We start from the raw sequence: 18,830 nt of genomic DNA on the forward strand, positions 1-18,830 counted from the left end.
ATTTCCTCCCTAATAATTCGTAATTATTACTTCCTTTATTATTCCTCTACTGCTTGATTTTGCCCCATTTGTCCTACTTACATCTACGTAATGTATATTAAAATCTTCATACAAATCTATCGTCAATTTACTAGAGGAATTTGAAACCATTACTTTTACTCCTTTTTCTGTTAGTCTTCTTACTGTATTACGTAACCTCACCTGATCTTCATAAGAAAATCCTTCATGTGTATAAGATGTAAACGAACTTGTCTCAGTTAATGGTATATATGGTGGGTCAAAATACACAAAATCCCCCTCTTTTACAGTACTCACACTTTTTTCAAAATCTCCACTAGTTATAGTAATATCATTTGTATTTAAGTAGTTGCTAATATTATTAATTAGTTCTTCATCAACTATTTTAGGATTAGCATAATTCCCATAAGGAACATTAAACTGATTTTTTGAATTAACCCTATATAACCCATTAAAATCAACCCTTAACATATACATTATCCTAGCTGCTCTCTCAACTTTAGATAATTCTTTAAATTTATCCGTTCTATCTAACCCTCTAATTTCCAGGTAATATTCCTTACTATTTTTTTCTTTATGAATTTTTAAGATTTCAATTAATTTTATTGGATTTTCCTTTATTTGGATATAACAATTTATTAACTCTTCATTAAAATCATTAATAACTGCCACTCGAGGACTTAACTCAAAGAATAAAGCTCCTCCTCCTATAAACGGCTCATAATAATTTCCATAAATTTCTGGCATTAATTCTTTCAACTTTGGAATTAATTTCCTCTTTCCCCCAGTCCATTTTGTGAATGGTTGTAATTTTTCTATTTCAATACTCATAATATAATTATAACACATCTTTCTTTATCTAAATAATTTACTATCCTCTAACATTTTACCATTATAACTCAATATTGTAAAAAGGTGAATATTAATTCTTTATAATTCTATCTATTTATTTCTAATTTTAAAGAAATAACAAACATGTAAAAAAGACGATACTTCTATCGCCTTCTTTGATTTTATAATTTCTTAATTAATCGCTTTTGAGTTTTATCGCATACATAGCCAATACTTTCATAAAACTTATGCGCATCTATGCGTCGAACATTTGAATTAAGTCTAATATAACTAATATTATTCTTCAAAGCATAATCCTCTATAGAGCTCATAAGTTTTTTTCCTATTCCTTGCCCTTGAAAATTAGAATCCACTGCTAATCCAAGTATATTTAGACCAGTATCCATATACAAACTTTCATAGAGTTCAGCATGAACAAAACCAATAATTTTTCTTGTTTGTTCATTTTCAAAGCCTATTATAATATTATGTTTATTGTCATTAGTCAATTTTCTTATTTGTTTTTTTACAATATCTAAATTGACATCATATCCTAATTCAAAGTTACTAATACTTTGAATTTCTTTGGCATCAAATATAGTAATATTCCTTAGCATTTTTCTTACCTAAAACAATTACTTAGATACTTCTATTAACGCTTGTTTTACTAAATCAAATTCGCGTGTACGAAGTGTTCTCATATCAAGAATTAATTCATTATCTTTAATTCGTGTAATTATTGGAATCTCAACTTCTAATAAACGACGTTCTAAATCTGTCGCACTTAGTCTAGGGTGTTCTAATTTTACTACAACACTTTCTAAATAGCTTGCTGGATAGCTTCCTCCACCTACTTCAGCTTTATCTTCAGCTATAGTAATTTTGAAATCTAAATCACTAAGTTTAGTTTTTAATACATCAGCTTTTCCAAATAGTCGCTCTTTTGATAATGAAATCATATGTAATGTTGGAATGTGCTCTAATGCTTCTTTTTCATCTAGATATAATTTCAATGTTGCTTCTAGAGCTGCTAATGTCATCTTATCAACACGTAAAGTACGAGTAAGTTGGTTTTCTTTCATTTTTTTAATATATTCTTTTTTACCAACTATTATTCCTGCCTGAGGCCCACCTAGTAGTTTATCACCACTAAATGTTACGATATCTATTCCACTGTCTAGTACTTCTTTAACTGTAGGTTCATAAGGCAATCCATACTTGGTGAAATCTATAAACTGTCCGCTTCCTAAATCATTTATCGATACTAATTCATTTTCACGAGCAAGATAAGATATTTCTTCATTAGAAACTTCTTTAGTAAATCCTAAGATTTTATAGTTACTAGTATGAACTTTTAATAATGCTCCAGTATTATCATTAATAGCATTCTCGTAGTCTTTTAAGTGAGTTTTATTAGTTGTACCTACTTCAACAGGTGTTCCACCACTTAACTTAATAATTTCAGGTATTCTAAATGCTCCACCGATTTCTACTAATTCACCACGAGATACGACAATTTCTTTATCTTTAACTAATGTATTTAAAGTTAAAAGTACTGCTGCAGCATTGTTATTAACTACAAGCACATCTTCTGCACCTGTTAATTTTTTAATAATATCGATTAGGTGAACATATCTACTACCACGTTTTTTATTATCAATATCAAACTCAAGATTTGAATAGTTAAAAGCTACACTTTCAATGTTTTCTTTAATTTTTTGACTTAATAAACTACGACCAAGGTTAGTATGTAGTATAGTTCCTGTTGCATTAATTACTCTTCGTAGAGAATTTTTATCTTCTTTTTCTACTTTTTTAGAAACTTCACTTACAATAATTTCTAAACTTGGTACTTCAGTTAACTCTTCATTTAAGATAGCTTGCTTAACTTCTTCTATATGACTTTTAATTGCTGATTTAACAGCTACTTCATTATATGCCTCTATAAGATCTTGAATTTCATCTAATAATAATATTTTATTAATCGCTGGAATTTTTGATAATAATTGTCTTGTCATATCGTTTCTCCTAAATTTCCTCAGCAATTGATTTAATTGCCTTAATAGCATAATCTACTTCTTCTTCTGTATTCATACTTGAAAAAGAAAATCTAACAATACCTTGTTCTTTTGTCCCCAATACTTCATGCATTAACGGTGCACAATGAGCACCTGGTCTAACAGCAATATCATACTCTTCTGCAAGAACATCCGCTACATCCGATGCTGATATCCCTTTGAAGTTTAATGCTACTACCGCGGTTCTATCTTTTGTAAAATCACCATAAAATTCTAAACAATCTAAGTCTTTTAGTTCATTATAAAACTTATTCGCAAAATCTATTTGTTTTTTATAAAGATTATCTATGCCATGCTTATTAATATATTTTACACCTTCATGTAATCCTAAAATTCCAGAAGTATTAAGTGTTCCCGCTTCTAAACGTAGCGGATATTCTCCAGGATGAACTTTATCAAAAGTTCTTACCCCGCTACCTCCAACTTTATATCTTCTAATCTCAGGCTCTTTTAATCTTACACAAAGTCCACCTATTCCTTGAGGTCCATATAAACTTTTATGTCCTGTGAAGCATAAAACATCAACACCTAGTTTATCTACATCAATAGGCACTACTCCTGCTGTTTGCGAAGCATCTACTACCGAAATAAGATTATGTTTTTTACAAATAGCTACAACTTTTTCTAAATCTACTATATTACCAGTAACATTAGAACTGTGTGTTATTGCAATCATCTTTGTATTTGGTTGAATAGCTTTTTCTAAATCTGCATAATCAATCATTCCTGTTTTATCACCTACTACGACAGTATACTCACAACCAATAGTCTCATGAGCAAGGTAAATTGGTCTTAAGACAGAATTATGTTCCATAGATGTAGTAATAACATGATCGCCTTTATTTAAAAGCCCTAATATAGCAATATTTAAACTTTCTGTTGAATTATTTGTAAATACTAATCTATCTTCTTCTTTTAAACCAAAGAATTTAGCTATTTCACTTCTTGCCATAAATACTTCTCTAAACGCATTGTTCGCTTCATAATAACTACCACGAGAAGCATTCGCATACTTAGCCGAAGCTAGCACTTCATATACCTTGTCAGCTACTTCTTTTGGTTTTTTTAGAGATGTTGCTCCATAATCAAAATAATAACTCATATTCTACTTTGTTGAATTAAACTTATTAATCCAACTCTCCCTCCTTTTATTTATTCTTAACTAAAACTCTGTAATTTTCTACTCTTCGAGTTATCCCTAGTTTATCTATATATTCTAAAATTGCCATAGAATATTTTCTACTTGATCCTGTCATATCACGGAACTCTGCAAGTGTCATTTTCTCAGCATTTTTAAAGTGTTCATTTACTTTCTCTATAGCTTTTGTTAGCACATCACGATGTAAAACTAAATCAGCATCGAGTCTGATAATTGTATTATCTACCAATGAATCTAATAACTCTACACTAGCTTTTACACCATTAGTTAATTCTTTTATTGTAGGTGGTGTGAATTCACCATTTAATAATTCTTTTTCTATTCTTGCTTTCTCAGCTAATTGTTTTTTATCATAATTAACGACAAAATCTTTTTCGGCAACTAAGTTACCTTCTAAGCGTACTTCATTATTTTTTATAAATAATTCTATCAACTCTAATACTTCTTTTTGAGAAAGTTTAAATTTAGAAATTATTTCTACCTTAGGTATTCCTACTTTTAATTTGTAACGTTTATGATAATCTACAAGTAATTTTTTAAGTTTTTCAAGTACTTCATCATATTTTTTCTTATGAATATATCCTAGGTTTGTTTCAAAAATATTGCCACTAGTTACTAGTTCATCTAGTTCTGTCGCTGCTTCTCCTTCAGAAAGTTGCAGGTCTTTAATAATATCTTTTTTAGATACTATATAATTTGAGTGTGATAATAAATAATTTTGAATTAAATCTCCAGAGTTACCTTCTAGCTGAACTTTTAATTTCTCTAATATTTCTTCATTAAATCTACTATGTTTTCTAGGACTGGCATCTAAAATTACACCACCACCTATTGTTACCATAGGAGAATAAGTACGTATTATAAATTTATCATAATTTTTTACAGCTATTTCTTCTTCTAAACGAAGTTGAACAAAACCATTTTCACCAGGTTTAATTGATTCAGTTCCTAGAGGTACAACCCTAGCCATAACTTCTACAGTACCTACATATATTCTAACTCTATCCCAAAGTTCAAGATTAGCTCTGTCGTCATTAATTAGTTTAATTTCACTGTCTAACATATAAGTTTTGACTAGACTACCTGCAGTTGCTAAAGTATCACCACGTTTTACATCATCAAATTTAATATTAGATAAATTAATCGCTGTTCTCTGCCCTGCATAGGCTTTATCTACATCTTGAGAGTGAACTTGAATATTTCTAACTTTTGCTTTTACTTCTTTTGGATAAATAACTAATTCATCCCCAACACTAATACTACCTTCTGTTAATGTTCCTGTTACAACAGTACCAAAGCCTTTAACTTGGAATGAGCGGTCGACATTAAGACGAGCATTTTTTTCGATATTTTTTGCTTCAATATCATTTGTTTTTTTATCAATAGTATCTAGTAGTACATCTATTCCTTTTCTGCTTATTGAGTCAACTTCTATTATCGGTGCATTTTCTAATGCACTTCCTTTTGTAAATTCTCTGATATCCTCTTTTACTAGCTCTCTATATTCCTCTTCTACTAGGTCTATTTTAGTCATTACAATTATATAATTTTCTATACCCAGTAAAGTAAGAATATCAATATGTTCTTTTGTTTGTGGCATTATCCCTTCTCTTGAATCAACTAGTAATAACACTAGATTTATACCGCTAACACCTGCAAGCATATTTTTTATAAACTTCTCATGCCCAGGAACGTCAACAACTCCACATCTTTTTCCACTTGGAAGATCAAAATAAGCAAATCCAAGATTTATAGACATCCCTCTTTCCTTTTCTTCAAGTGTAGTATCAGTTTCTATACCACTTAACGCTTTTATTAACGTTGTTTTCCCATGGTCTATGTGACCAGCTGTTCCTATTATTACGTTATTATTCATACAATTCCACCTTTATTTTTTAAAGAGCAGAGAATTTGATATTAGTTTTTTCTAATTTTATTTTCAAATCTCTACTCTCAAAAAACTATTTCAATTTATAATCTTCTAGTTCCGTAACTATTCTCTTTATTCCGGCTTTTCTCGAATAGTACAATCCTTTATATTCTATCTGCTCATCCACTAACATTTTAACAAGAGTGTCAAATTTTTCCCAAGCAATTTTCAGCATAAATCCACAACCCGCTGATATAGATGGATGTGTTGGGATAAGTGATGCATCTATCTTGCGTTCAGCACAGATATTATCCGCCTTTATAGAATCATGTGTACTATTAAATACTACTAAACCTTCTTCTATCATATTACCTCCTATGGTTGAATAATTTTGTTAGCTTTTCTCATATCTTCAACAATAAAGTACATATTAGTTGGGTTACCAACAGCTAAATCTATTTTATTGTAATCTATACAAGCACCACAACAAACTATTTCTACACCATTATTTTCTAATTCTTTTAATTCATTTAATACATGGCTACGTTCTTTATCTACTAGGATAGCTCCATCATTGAAGAATATTATTTTTTTAGGTAAAACTTCTTGTTCACTTAAAGCATAAAGGTAACCTTTTATTAATCTTTTTCCTAGTTCTTCGCTACCATGTCCCATTTGTTTTTTATTAATAACTACTATATAGCTATCATCTTTAACAGCTACAACTGATTCTTCTTTTTCAGTTTCTTCTCTAGTAATTACTACTTTAAATCCTTCTTCTAAGTCTGAAGCTTCAAAAGTATAATTATTTTTTTCAGCAAATTTTCTTAAACTTTCTACACTTTCCTCTGTTCTTACCAGAATAGTAACTTTTGTTTCCTCTTCTAAAGTTCTTTTAGCTTGAGTAACTGGAACAACACATTTATCACTAAGCGTATCAATTACAGCACCGTCTTCTACATTACCTTTTTTAATTGTAACAATGTATTTAGTTTTTGATTCCTCCACAACTGAAAACTCATAACCTAATTGGTTAGCCATTTTTTCTAGATTTTGTGTAGCAATAAAGTTGTCAACTATTGTTTCTACAACATCATTATCTACTAATAATTTTTTTGTTTGAATAACTGGTAATGGACAAGCTAAACCTTGTGCATCCAATGTTTCTTTTTTCATACTTAAATCTCTCCTTTGATTTATACCTTATTTATTATATTTTATTTTACTATAACTGCTTTTTCTTGCTTAGGTATTACTTTACCTACAATAGCACTTTTTATTTCTAATGTATTTAATCTTTCTAATAATTCAGGTGCTTCACTTTCTGGAACACTAATTAATAGTCCACCTGAAGTTTGTGGATCATACATTATTTCTTCTAGTGCGAAATCTTTTATCTGATATTCAACATTAGGTTCAACATGAGTTCTATTTAATTGCCCACCAGCAGTAATAATAAATTCATTAGCACATTTATAAGCTTCTTCTATATATGGGATATCTTTAGCCCATACTTCAGCAGAACTTTTTCCATCAAGCATTTCTACTAAATGTCCTAGGAAGCCAAAACCTGTAATATCAGTACAGCTGTTTACATTAAAATCTTTCATTATTTCAGCTGAATATTTGTTTAATGTTGTCATTTGTTTTACACTTTGAGAAAAAGCTTCTTCTGAGCATTCTTTTACCATGTGTGCGGTATTTATAATACTTACTCCAAGTGGTTTTGTAACTATTAATAAATCTCCTTCTTTACAATTGTTATTTTGTAAAATTTTATCAGGATGAACTATTCCTGTTACTGATAAACCATATTTAGGGGTAGCGTCATGTATAGAGTGTCCTCCGGCAAGAACTCCTCCAGCTTCGTGCACTTTTTCTGCCCCACCTTTAAGTATTTGATGTAAAATTTCTAAATCCATATTTTCTGGAAAAGCTACAATATTTAAAGCAGAAATAACTTCTCCACCCATTGCATAAACATCACTTAAAGCATTTGTTGCAGCTATTTGTCCGTAAAGATACGGATCATTTATCATTGTTGTAAAAAAGTCTAATGTTTGTATAATCGCTTTATCATCTGTAATTTTATACACTGCTGCATCATCAGACGATTCATAGCCTACTATTAAATTTTTATCTTCTTTTTTTGGAAGATCTTTCAAAATATCAGATAAGGCCCCCGGCCCAATTTTAGAGTTTCATCCTCCACATACTATCATGTTCATTTTCTTTTCTGACATACTTACCTCCTAAACTAATATATAATATAATTATACTATCTTATAGCCAATTTTAAAAGTATTATTTAGTTATTTAATATAAATAAAAAAGACTAACATATTATTTATATGCTAGTCTTTTCAATTATCTATATTAATTTTTTATTAATATCTTTTTCCATCAATATAAACTGAAGGAATTGGTGTTACTCCTTGGAATGAACCACTGTGATTTTGGTGTTGAACAACAGATACTACTCCATTTGAAATAGTTACACCCACACCAACTTCTGATGCCGATTTAGACAATAAAGTATTTCTGTGACCATATGGGTATGCTTTTACTACGTTATTGATTTCTTTATATAAGATATCTAATAATCTTTGAGCTACTTGGTCTGGAGTTCCATTATTATTACTTACTGCAACATTGTATAAGATCTTGTTAGGAGTTGAATATCCTGCTCTTGCTGCTGCACTTCTTTCACGAGAACCTTTAGCTCCGTGGATGTTTCCATCGATTGGTAATCTTAGTACTTCCGCACTACGATATTTTGTTGAAGCATTTAATGCTGAATTTTGGCTTAAAGGTGCTAAATTATTCATTGCACGTAATTTATTTACTTTAGCTAAATAAGCTAATCTAATTTGTTCTTCACGTGATCCAGATGTTGGAGTTGCTACTGTTGTAGTTTGTTTTTTAGCAGTTGTTGCTACTTGTTTTTGAACTGAAGTTGCTTTTGCTACTGAAGCTTGTTTTTCCGCAACTTTAGCTGCTGATTTAGTTGCTGTTGTAGCTACTGGTGTTGCAGCTGCCGCTTGTTTTTTAGCTACTGCTGTTGCTACTGCTTTTGTTGTAGCTTGGTTTTTAGTTGCAGCTGTTTGTGTTGAAGCCGCCGCTTGTTTTTTAGCTACTGCTGTTGCCACTGCTTTTGTTGTTGCTTGATTACTTGTTGTTGCTGCTTTAGCTACATTTGTTTTTTGTGTTGCTGTTCCCGCACTTCTAAATCCAGTTGTTCCTGTAGCTTGTTTTGAAGTAGCTGTATTTGCTTTAGCTACTGATTTTTGTGCAGTTACTGCTGTATTAGCTACATTTGTTTTTTGTGTTGTTGCTACTGTGTTTACCACATTTGCTTTTTGAGTTGTCGTTACTGCTTTAGCTACATTTGTTTTTTGAGCTGCTGTTCCTGCACTTCTAAACCCAGTTGTCCCTGTAGCTTTTTTAGAGTTCGCTACTGCTGGAGCTGTTGTTGCTTGAGTATTAGTTGTTACTGCAGTTGTTGGAGCTGTTGTTACTGCTGCATTTGCTGCTGGAGCTGGTACAACTTGTGTTGCTGGCGCTTCTACAACCGATCTTGTCGTTGTATTAGCTGCTGCGTTCGCTGCTGCATTTGCTGCTGCAGCTGCGGCTGCCGCTGCTGCCTCTTCTTCTGCTCTTTTAGCTTCTTCTGCTTTTTTAGCTTCTTCTGCCTTTTTAGCTTCTTCTGCCTTTTTAGCTTCTTCTGCTTTTTTAGCTTCTTCTGCTTTTTTAGCCTCTTCTGCTTTTCTAGCTTCTTCTTTCTTAGCTTCAGTTTCTTTTGCAGCGTCTTCTAATTTATCTTTAATTTCTTTATTATCTTCTTGACGTGCAGTTACTTCTTCTGTATCCACATCATATTTAACTGTGATTTCAAACTTATGTCCATTAACTGTTGTTGTTGTTTTAATAGATTGTTTTTTTACAGTTGTATTTGGTAATTTTTTTACAGTTTCATTTGGTCTATTAATATCTAATTCTAATTCAACCACTTCTCCTGCTTTTATTAAATCTCTTTTTACAGTAAATTCTGATTTTCCATCTACTACTATTCTTGCCACTACATTTGATACGTCCTTATCAGAAACTAATTTTGCAAAGTAATGACCATCTTTTTCATAAACACTAACTTTAACTTCTTTCGCATTTACATCTACTGCAGCATTTTTTACTTCTACTGCATTTGCTGGTACAGATGTAACACCTGTTAAAAGAACTAAACCAGTTAGCACTTTACTAGTAACTTTTAATGCATCTTTATTCATCTTACTATTTTCTCCTACTCTTTCTAAATTTTTCTTGAACTTCCTCTTTATTATAAGGTGTATTTTTCCTCAATTCAATAGAATCTCCTACTTTGTAATACAAATTAAACTTTGTAATATATTTGAAATATACGGCTTAATTTTGAAATATATATGTCAAATTTCTACTTTTAATTATTTAATTTAAGTCGATAAATGTTAACAAATCACCTTTTCCCTAAATTTATTATTATTTATTGGACATTAATTTTCTCTTAAATATTTATTAACTATTATAAAAAAAATAAATTTAAATTTATATTTAAAGTAAATTTAAGTTTCACTAAATATAATGTAAGCATAACTAGTAAATAGTTATAAACTTCATAAACTTTCCTTTTCTATAAAAGGCCGAGACGAATGTTCTCGGTTCTTTTTTTGTATAAGCAACAAAATCCCTTTACAATCAACTTTTTCTTGGGGGATTTCACGAACATTCCAAGATATAAACCTCTAGTACTACATTATATTATTTTAAAAATTTATTACCTCAAAATTATTTTTTTAAATTAATAAAAGTACTTTTTGATTAACATTTTTATTAAAAATACCATTAAAAATAAAAAATCAATCTATAATTTTTAATTATAAATTGATTTATTCTGTAAATATTATTCCATTATTTTTTTAATGCTATTTGGAATCATAATTACCTCTGGTAATAAGTCTTCAGGCTGATAACTAGGATCAATACATTTTCTCCAATATTCAATGTGTTTCTTATCAATGTCATGTTCTGATGTCTCAACACTCTCAGCACCTTCCCCCTGTATTGAATACCAATACAGGTACTCATCTTCACCCTGTTTCTCTCTAAAAATTGTTTCGACATACATCTTCTCTCGCTCTAAAGTAAGTAAAACACCTTCCATATTATCATTTAAAAACTTTAACCACTCATCAACAACTGAGCTCATCCCTGGTTTCACTTTAAATCTTGTTAACTCAACTTGCATATTTTATATCCTCTATTTATTCTCATAAATATCTTCTTCTAGAATTTTACTTTGTTCAATATTAATTTTTCCTTCGTCATTTATAACAACAATATTTAATTTTCCTCCATAAACACACCCTCCATCGATATTTATTCTATTATCTCTAATATCATAATAAGGTTCTTTTAAAACTGGAGTATGTCCATGAAAAATTCTCTTATTATATTTTTCTGTGCTACTTAAATACGGTTCTCTCATCCATACTAAATCACGATGTATTTGATTCCAGAATCCCTTAGAAAAATCTACACCTGCATGAACAAAATAATAATCCTTACCTTCATATCTTGTTGGTAAATTTTTCAACCAAACTCTTAATGCTTTATAGTCTTGGGCAAATTGTTTAAAATACTTTCTTCTACTTTCTTTAGTAGCCTCTGGATAAAATGATTGTAATGTTGTTAACCCACTATTTCTAAAATAGTGATCTTGTCGAACCTCTTCTTGTTCTGTATATCTCGCCTCTTTTATAGCTAGATTGAACATATCTTCATGGTTACCTAGTAAAACAATATGTTGTGAGTAATTTTTTTGTAAATTGTAAAAATACTCCCAAACCAACTTTGTATTTTTTCCTCTATCACACATGTCACCAAGACATATTAGTTTATCAAGTTCAGGATTAAAATTAACTTTGTCTAATAATTTTTTCATAGTATAAAAACTACCATGTATGTCAGAAATAATAATATTTCTCATAAAAACACCTTCTTAACTGGAATCATATTTGTATTTTTTTTAATTTCAAAGAACACTATTTATGTTATGACTTATCTATATCTCCGATATCTTTTTGATACCAGACTACATCCCACCAGCGTTCAAATTTATAACCAACTTTTTCAAAATGTGCAACTTTTCTAAATCCTCTTTTTTCATGAAAAGAAATGCTGCCTTCATCAGGATAGGCTATACAAGAAGTTAGATGATAAATTCCTCTATCTACTAGTTCTCTTTCTAAACTAGAGTATAAAACTTCTCCTACCCCTTTACCTCTAGCATCTTTAGCTAAATAAATAGTTATTTCTGCAGTCCACTTATACGCATCTTTAGGGTAAAATTCACCGGCATATGCATAACCTAAAATTTTATCTTGTTCCTCAGCTACTAAAAATGGATAATTTTGAATTATTTTAGTTATTTTCTCTTCAAATTCATATATACTTGGTACACTATAATCGAAAGTTATAGCTGTTTCTTCAACATATGGCTTATAAATTTCAACTAAGTTTTTCGCATCTTCTAATGCTACACTTCTTACCTTTATCATTTTTACCACCTACTACTTTACGATATTTTATAAGTGTTCTTTTTTTATTTTTTCTAATAAGGCTTCGCAACCTTTTACAACATCTTTATATGTTTTCTCAAAGTCTCCTGTATACCACGGATCATCTATTATTCTATCTTCACCAGCATATTCCAATAGTTTTTTTATCTCTCCTGATGGTCTACCATCTACAAATTTAATTATATTTTCTATATTACTATTATCCATTCCAACAATATAGTCAGCTTCCAAATCACTATTTTTTAGAATTCTTGAATACATTCCATCAACACTAATCCCTACTTCCGCTAGTTTATCCCTGGTTCCATAGTGTACAGGATTCCCATGTTCCCAACTACTTGTTGCAGCTGAGTCAATTTCTATTTTATCTGTAAGACCTTCTTTTTCTACCATATCACGAAAAACAGCTTCCGCCATAGGAGAACGACAAATATTACCTAAACAAACAAATAACACTTTTACCATACTCATCCTCTTTTCCAAAAAAATATACAAAATAATTATATCATAGCTTGCCACAAGTTGAAAATATTAAAATAAATATATACTGTTATATTATTATAAAAAAAGATTATAATATATTTTATAAAATCTTATTCTATTTATTCAATTCACATGATATAATATAGGAAAAGTTTGTGTTAAGGAGATATTTATGGAAAATAATTTGCTTTGTTTTAAAAATACCCCTAAAATCACAGCGTTATCTATTCCAAGAGAGTATCGCGATGGTTATACTAATAAAGAAGATGTATGGATAAAGCTAATCACTTTGTCGGGAGAATTAAAACTTATATTTCTTAATAAACATTTAGAAGTTGAACAAGAAGTTAAGTGCAATTCTACAAATAATAATACATACTTAGTTAATCCTAATTCTACATTTAGAATAACTCCAAAATCTAATGATTTAGAATTTATATTGGAATACTATTGTGAAGCTCAGGATTATTTTTCAAATAAATACAATCTTTCTCCTGCACATGAAGAAGTAGTTTCAGCTGTGAAACATATACCCCCGTGCAAGGCATTGGATTTAGGGGCTGGTCAAGGAAGGAATACGTTATACTTATCTTCTATAGGGTTCGAAGTAAGTGCGGTTGATAACAATGCACTTTTTCTTCAAGAGTTATCAAATATATCTTTAGAAGAAAATCTTAATTTGAACGTCTATAAACATGATATTAATCAGGCTAATATAAAGAGTGACTTTGATTTTATTTTTGCTACCGATGTATTTATGTATCTAAACCCTACTAGAATTTCTAGCATTATACGAAATATGCAAAGTCGCACTACTATAGGAGGGTATAATCTTATTGTAAGTTCTCTTTTGGTTCCCGGGCATACATTAGCCACACCATTCCCTTTTTCTTTTATACAAAATGAACTTAGGGAATATTATGATGATTGGAAGATAATCCAGTACTCTGAACATACTAAACCAACAAAATATTATTCATACCCGCATGTAGTTCTTTTGGCAAAAAAAATATCGGATTAAAAATAGAAAGCATATAAATAAAACTTCAAAGGTTTAATTATCTTTGAAGTTTTTATTATACACATGTTATAATTATAGAAAAACTTTATATTTAAGGAGAATTACATGCAAAATAACCTTGTTTGTTATAAACGTATGCATAATTGGACTGCTAGTACATTACCTAAAGGTTTTAGAAATAAGCATAATACTCGCGCCGGAGTATGGGCGAAACTTACTATTTTAAAAGGAGAATTGTTATTTACTTCTCTAACTGAAGATAATCAAATTATTGAAGAATTTACTTTCACACCGGAGAGTAATATTCCATTTGTTGAACCAAGAGCTTGGCATCGTGTTACTCCACTAACCGATGATTTAGAATGTTATCTAGAATTTTATTGTGAACCAAAAAATTACTTTTCAAATAAATATGAATTAAATCCTGCACATTCAGAAGTTGTTGAAGCCGTAGAAACTATACAGCCATGTAAAGCTCTCGATCTAGGATGTGGCCAAGGTAGAAATGCACTCTTCTTATCTTCATTAGGCTTTGACATTACTGCTGTGGATCAAAATATACCTGGTCTTCAATATTTAAAAAATGTTGCAGAAGCTGAAAATCTGGATATAAAGGTTGCTCACTATGATATTAATACCGCTGCAATACGTAATACATATGACTTCATTTCTTCAACAGTTGTTTTAATGTTTTTAAATCCAGAATGTATCGATAATGTAATAACAAATATGCAAAATCAAACTAATATTGGTGGTTATAATCTTATTGTTTCAGCAATGTCAACAGAAGATGCCCCTTGTCCATTACCATTTCCATTTACACTAAAAGAAAATGAATTAAAAGAATATTATAAAGACTGGGAATTAATAAAATATAATGAAGATTTTGGACACTTACACAAAACAGATGCGAATGGAAATAGAATCAAACTTAGGTTTGCTACAATGTTAGCTAGAAAAGTAAAGTAACACTTTTATTATGATAAAACAAAAAACAGAAGTAGTTAAAATTAAAACTACTTCTGTTTTATCTATACTCAAAAACTATATTTAATTTATTGTTGTTCAAAAAAATTGGCGGGAATGTGTGGGAATCGAACCCACCCAAGAGGCTCTTAACCCCTCATACTAGTTTTGAAGACTAGAGAGCACACCAGAACTCATCCACTCCCATGAACAAGATTTATTATACAATAAATATCAAAAAAAAGCAATAGTAATCAGATTTACAGTTAAAATCTTAACCACTTGCTTCTTTTCTAATACCACTTACTTAAAAACTATTAATTTTTGCTGTTAAATAGCGTATAATATATTTATAAATCAAAGAAAGGAGACAATATGAAAATTAATATCGAATTAGATTCTACACTTAATGAAATAGAGCTCGTTATAAAAACACCTGATTTAAATAACGATGTTGCCCTCATTAAGGATTTGGTAGAAAAAGCTTTAACAAAGAATCAAAAAATTGTATTTTACAAAGAAGATACCGAATATTTTATTCCATTAAATAATATATTATTTTTTGAAACTGATGACAATAAAGTTTATGCACATACAAAAGATAATTTCTTTGAAGTCAAGTTCAAACTTTATGAACTTGAAGATATTATTCCACATCATTATTGTCGAATTTCTAAAAGTGCAATAATTAATATTCGTGCTATTTATGCATTAGAAAAATCTTTTTCAGGTTCGGGTACTGCTTCTTTCTTAAATAGTAAAAAAGAAGTTCATATATCACGACTTTATTATAAAATTTTAAAAGAAAAACTTAGAGAGATGAGGTAACTTTTATGAAAAGAACATTTATAGGATTATTTTTTATCCTACTAGCTTGTATGACGATTATAGGAGAATCTAATATTTTCCCACATGGTTCAGTATTTTTAGTAGTATGTACTCTATTTTTTGGATATCTTGCTATAAAAGGTTTAAAAGATTTTGATAGTTTCGGAACTATTTTCCCTTTAGCAGTTTTATTCTACTTCTATAATAGACACTACCACTTTGCAAATATTTCTAGTTGGAAAATTTTTTTTGTAGCTACATTATTAAGTATAGGTATATCAATGTTAATTCCTAGGAAAATTAAATACAAAGAATTAAAAAATCCAAGCAAATGGTCTAAATATAAAAAGACTACTAATGGAGTTGATTATGCTAATGTAGTTTTCGGGGAAAATGTTCAATATATTGATATTAGTAAAATAGATGCATTTTCTTCAAACACAACATTTAGTACAACAACTATCTATTTCGACAGATTGGATACTTATCCAATAAAAGACTTTGTTCTTGATGCATCTATTATATTTGGTGAGTTAAGATTATATATACCTAAAGAATGGGCTGTTGAAAATGATGTTCAAACAATCTTAGGTAAAGTCTCTGCTCCAATGAAATTACAAAGAAATAATGATACGAGAATAATTATTACAGGAACAGCCATATTTGGTGAAGTAGAAATTATTAGTATATAATTTATAAAAAAATCTGAAAACTAATTGTTTTCAGATTTTTTTTGTTGTTCTCTTTTTTCTACTAGTTTTGATAGATAAATTGATCCTACTGTTAGTAATATTACTAGTGCTGATGCAATTAAAAATTCTTTACTATATATGTTTGTAGCTGTTGCTCCAAAGTTTAAAAATACAATTGTTCCAGGAACAATACCTAATACACTGGCAATCATATACTTAGTTAAACTAATATTAGTTAGACCATATGCATAGTTAATCATATTATAAGGAACTAATGGGATAAGTCTCAGTATAACCAAACTCATCATAAGCTTTTCATCACTAACTCCAAATATACGCTCGTGTTGCTCTGGTTTCATTTTTCTTGCTAGATAATTTCTTACCCATTCACGTCCAAAGCGTCGTGAAATAATAAACATAATATAACAATTTATTGAAGCTCCTAAAAATGTTAATAAGCTCCCCTCAACAAACCCAAATGCAACTCCTCCTGCAACCGCCAAAATAGGTACTGGAAAGAAAAATACAGGTAGTAAAGCAAACATTAGTACATATATAATTGGCGCAAAAACACCAAAACTCTGAATAAACTCCGTCATAATATTCTCCTTAATCTACTACTCAAAATATTTTGATATATTTTCTAAAAACTCATAACTAACATATGATGAAATCTTATTAAATGTAAATTCATCCATTAATAACTTAGTGCTTTCGCTATATTCACGATAAGCCATTGAGCACCATGTTACCCCTCTTAAACAATTGAAAATTAGATATCTTTCAAAACGCTCTTTATCATAATCTCTGTACTGGCTGTATTTCTTCAAGAAATCTTCTATTTCTTCTTTAGTTAAAATAATATCTGTTTTCCAAAATGTCGTTGTTGGAGCTAAGAAGTGTGCTAAGTCTTGCTCACACTCCCCAATCAAAGCTTTTTCCCAATCAATAACAAAACTATCTTCCTTACTTTTTCCTATTAAGAAATTTCCTGAGTTAAGCTCTGTATTTATTATACATGGGCTAGCTATTTCATATTCATTTGGTATTAACTCTTTACATTTTGAAAAGAACTTACGAATATATTCACTTACCTTCTTGTCTGCTTTATCCCAAGATAGGTATTTATCCGACATATTCTCGCACTCTTCATACATAAGAGCAAATGGATTAGATGCATGAATTAAATTATTCTCTCCAAATTTAGTATTATGAACTTTACTTAGTAAATAAGCGGCAATATCCATATCAGCACGATAGTCTAACGCTCTACCGTTTAAAAACTCCATAGTTAAATATTTGTATGGAAGTAATGTAGTATTTGTAACTAAATCATATGGTTTAGGCGTTACACTACTATTTTTTAGAAGTTGCAAAGTTTCATACTCATACTCTATTTGATTTTCTAAGTCCATTTGACTTTTAACATTAATTCTTAAAACTTTTTTTATGCCTTCATCATCTGAAAAAGTAAAATTAATATTATATTCTCCCGCTCCAAGAAGTTCAATATCACGATATCCTGTTTCGGCTTGTAACAAATCTTCTCTAGTATCAATATCTAATCCTACTTCACCAATATAATAACTTAAGTTCTTATTTTTAATTACTGTTATTAAATTCTCTAGTACCGTATTATCTCCATAGCTAGGTAAATCAAATACTTCTTTAATAGGCTTTTTCATCCCTATTAAGAAATAGCCCCCATCTTCACTAGGATTTATCACTATATCAACAGTATTTAAATTCTTAAAAGCCATATCTATTATATTTTGAGATAAATTTGCTATGTCAGAACCCAGAAGTATAACTTTGTCACCATCTTCTATTACATCTTTAATAGCGTTATACATCTTATCTCCTAGATTTTCACCACGTTGATAAAAAAACTTATCTGCTGGAATTATACTATTCATAAACTCATTATCTCGTTCATTTCCATCATGAAATACAAATAGTTCTTTATTTAAACCAGATAATAATTTATAGTTTTTCTTTAATAATTTTGTTTGTATTTCCACAGCTTGTTTAGGTTGAATAAAATTATATAATCTTGTTTTTGTAGTTCCTTCTTTGGGAACTCTTGTAAATAATATTATTTTTTCTTTCATTTTATATAAAAAGGGGAGTATTCCTCCCCTTCCTTTCATCTTTTTGATTAGTGATTATGCCCTGAATGGTCATCTTTCTTGTCACTGCTATTTGAAGTCGATCCATGATTATGACTTGAGTGATCGTCTTTCTTTTCAGTACTATTTGAATTTGATTCATGA

At 29.8% G+C, this 18,830-nt stretch carries 19 protein-coding genes and 1 tRNA gene; 4 read left to right on the top strand and 16 right to left on the bottom strand.

From position 1 onward, the window contains the following. Window positions 1-9 precede the first annotated feature (9 nt). The 13 genes from T369_RS0101955 to T369_RS09255 all read right to left on the bottom strand — a co-directional run bounded on the left by T369_RS0101955 (window position 10) and on the right by T369_RS09255 (window position 13,032). Window positions 10-849 (bottom strand): DNA adenine methylase, encoded by an 840-nt coding sequence (locus T369_RS0101955; RefSeq protein WP_031551023.1) that lies wholly within the window; start codon window positions 847-849, stop codon window positions 10-12. A gap of 182 nt (window positions 850-1,031) precedes the next feature. Then, entirely contained in the window at window positions 1,032-1,466 is a 435-nt protein-coding gene (locus T369_RS0101960) for a GNAT family N-acetyltransferase (RefSeq protein ID WP_031551026.1), read from the bottom strand. A gap of 18 nt (window positions 1,467-1,484) precedes the next feature. Beyond that, entirely contained in the window at window positions 1,485-2,867 is a 1,383-nt protein-coding gene (gene selA, locus T369_RS0101965) for an L-seryl-tRNA(Sec) selenium transferase (protein WP_031551028.1), read from the bottom strand. Between the two features lie 10 nt (window positions 2,868-2,877). Continuing rightward, a complete protein-coding gene (locus T369_RS0101970) occupies window positions 2,878-4,029 on the bottom strand; it encodes an aminotransferase class V-fold PLP-dependent enzyme (RefSeq protein WP_031551031.1) in 1,152 nt (383 codons plus the stop codon). Window positions 4,030-4,075: 46 nt separating this feature from the next. Continuing rightward, a complete protein-coding gene (selB, locus tag T369_RS0101975; RefSeq protein WP_031551034.1) occupies window positions 4,076-5,962 on the bottom strand; it encodes a selenocysteine-specific translation elongation factor in 1,887 nt (628 codons plus the stop codon). A gap of 85 nt (window positions 5,963-6,047) precedes the next feature. After that, window positions 6,048-6,323, bottom strand: coding sequence for a putative Se/S carrier protein (locus T369_RS0101980; protein WP_006363767.1), 276 nt, complete (start codon window positions 6,321-6,323; stop codon window positions 6,048-6,050). 8 nt (window positions 6,324-6,331) lie between these two features. After that, window positions 6,332-7,132, bottom strand: a complete 801-nt coding sequence (yedF, locus tag T369_RS0101985; RefSeq protein ID WP_031551039.1) for a sulfurtransferase-like selenium metabolism protein YedF — start codon at window positions 7,130-7,132, stop codon at window positions 6,332-6,334. 41 nt (window positions 7,133-7,173) lie between these two features. After that, on the bottom strand, window positions 7,174-8,148 hold the full coding sequence (gene selD / locus T369_RS0101990; protein WP_411431473.1) for a selenide, water dikinase SelD: 975 nt from the start codon (window positions 8,146-8,148) through the stop codon (window positions 7,174-7,176). Between the two features lie 195 nt (window positions 8,149-8,343). Further along, window positions 8,344-10,239, bottom strand: a complete 1,896-nt coding sequence (locus tag T369_RS08955) for a CAP domain-containing protein (RefSeq protein WP_051618955.1) — start codon at window positions 10,237-10,239, stop codon at window positions 8,344-8,346. A 650-nt stretch (window positions 10,240-10,889) separates the two neighbouring features. Further along, a complete protein-coding gene (locus tag T369_RS0102000) occupies window positions 10,890-11,234 on the bottom strand; it encodes a DUF6176 family protein (protein WP_031551045.1) in 345 nt (114 codons plus the stop codon). Between the two features lie 12 nt (window positions 11,235-11,246). Further along, window positions 11,247-11,975, bottom strand: a complete 729-nt coding sequence (locus tag T369_RS0102005) for a metallophosphoesterase family protein (RefSeq protein ID WP_031551047.1) — start codon at window positions 11,973-11,975, stop codon at window positions 11,247-11,249. 64 nt (window positions 11,976-12,039) lie between these two features. Beyond that, window positions 12,040-12,546 carry a GNAT family N-acetyltransferase gene (locus tag T369_RS09250; protein WP_031551051.1) on the bottom strand — a complete coding sequence of 169 codons (507 nt, stop codon included), beginning with the start codon at window positions 12,544-12,546 and terminating at the stop codon, window positions 12,040-12,042. Window positions 12,547-12,573: 27 nt separating this feature from the next. Next, window positions 12,574-13,032 carry a low molecular weight protein-tyrosine-phosphatase gene (locus tag T369_RS09255; RefSeq protein WP_031551054.1) on the bottom strand — a complete coding sequence of 153 codons (459 nt, stop codon included), beginning with the start codon at window positions 13,030-13,032 and terminating at the stop codon, window positions 12,574-12,576. Window positions 13,033-13,222: 190 nt separating this feature from the next. Here T369_RS09255 and T369_RS0102020 point away from each other — a divergent pair, with 190 nt between their 5' ends. Next, window positions 13,223-14,071 (top strand): TehB-like domain-containing protein, encoded by an 849-nt coding sequence (locus T369_RS0102020; protein WP_031551057.1) that lies wholly within the window; start codon window positions 13,223-13,225, stop codon window positions 14,069-14,071. 105 nt (window positions 14,072-14,176) lie between these two features. Next, complete coding sequence (gene tehB / locus T369_RS0102025; protein WP_031551060.1) at window positions 14,177-15,040, top strand: SAM-dependent methyltransferase TehB; 864 nt, start codon at window positions 14,177-14,179, stop codon at window positions 15,038-15,040. Window positions 15,041-15,146: 106 nt separating this feature from the next. Here tehB and T369_RS0102030 read toward each other — a convergent pair. Next, window positions 15,147-15,243, bottom strand: a tRNA-Sec gene (locus T369_RS0102030). A 169-nt stretch (window positions 15,244-15,412) separates the two neighbouring features. On the opposite strand from T369_RS0102030, the gene T369_RS0102035 reads away from it, so the two are divergent. Together T369_RS0102035 and T369_RS0102040 are read left to right on the top strand one after the other, a co-directional pair. Beyond that, window positions 15,413-15,865, top strand: coding sequence for a LytTR family DNA-binding domain-containing protein (locus T369_RS0102035; protein ID WP_006363777.1), 453 nt, complete (start codon window positions 15,413-15,415; stop codon window positions 15,863-15,865). Window positions 15,866-15,870: 5 nt separating this feature from the next. Continuing rightward, complete coding sequence (locus T369_RS0102040) at window positions 15,871-16,557, top strand: LiaF transmembrane domain-containing protein (RefSeq protein WP_031551063.1); 687 nt, start codon at window positions 15,871-15,873, stop codon at window positions 16,555-16,557. A 20-nt stretch (window positions 16,558-16,577) separates the two neighbouring features. Here the strand turns inward: T369_RS0102040 and T369_RS0102045 are convergent, their stop codons facing one another. Both T369_RS0102045 and T369_RS0102050 read right to left on the bottom strand, forming a co-directional pair. After that, on the bottom strand, window positions 16,578-17,156 hold the full coding sequence (locus tag T369_RS0102045; RefSeq protein ID WP_031551065.1) for a TVP38/TMEM64 family protein: 579 nt from the start codon (window positions 17,154-17,156) through the stop codon (window positions 16,578-16,580). Between the two features lie 18 nt (window positions 17,157-17,174). Further along, window positions 17,175-18,668, bottom strand: a complete 1,494-nt coding sequence (locus T369_RS0102050) for a TIGR04282 family arsenosugar biosynthesis glycosyltransferase (RefSeq protein WP_031551068.1) — start codon at window positions 18,666-18,668, stop codon at window positions 17,175-17,177. Window positions 18,669-18,830: the final 162 nt, after the last annotated feature.

The sequence above is a fragment of the Gemella sanguinis ATCC 700632 genome (genome assembly GCF_000701685.1).
In the GTDB taxonomy this organism is placed as follows: Bacteria; Bacillota; Bacilli; order Staphylococcales; family Gemellaceae; genus Gemella; species Gemella sanguinis.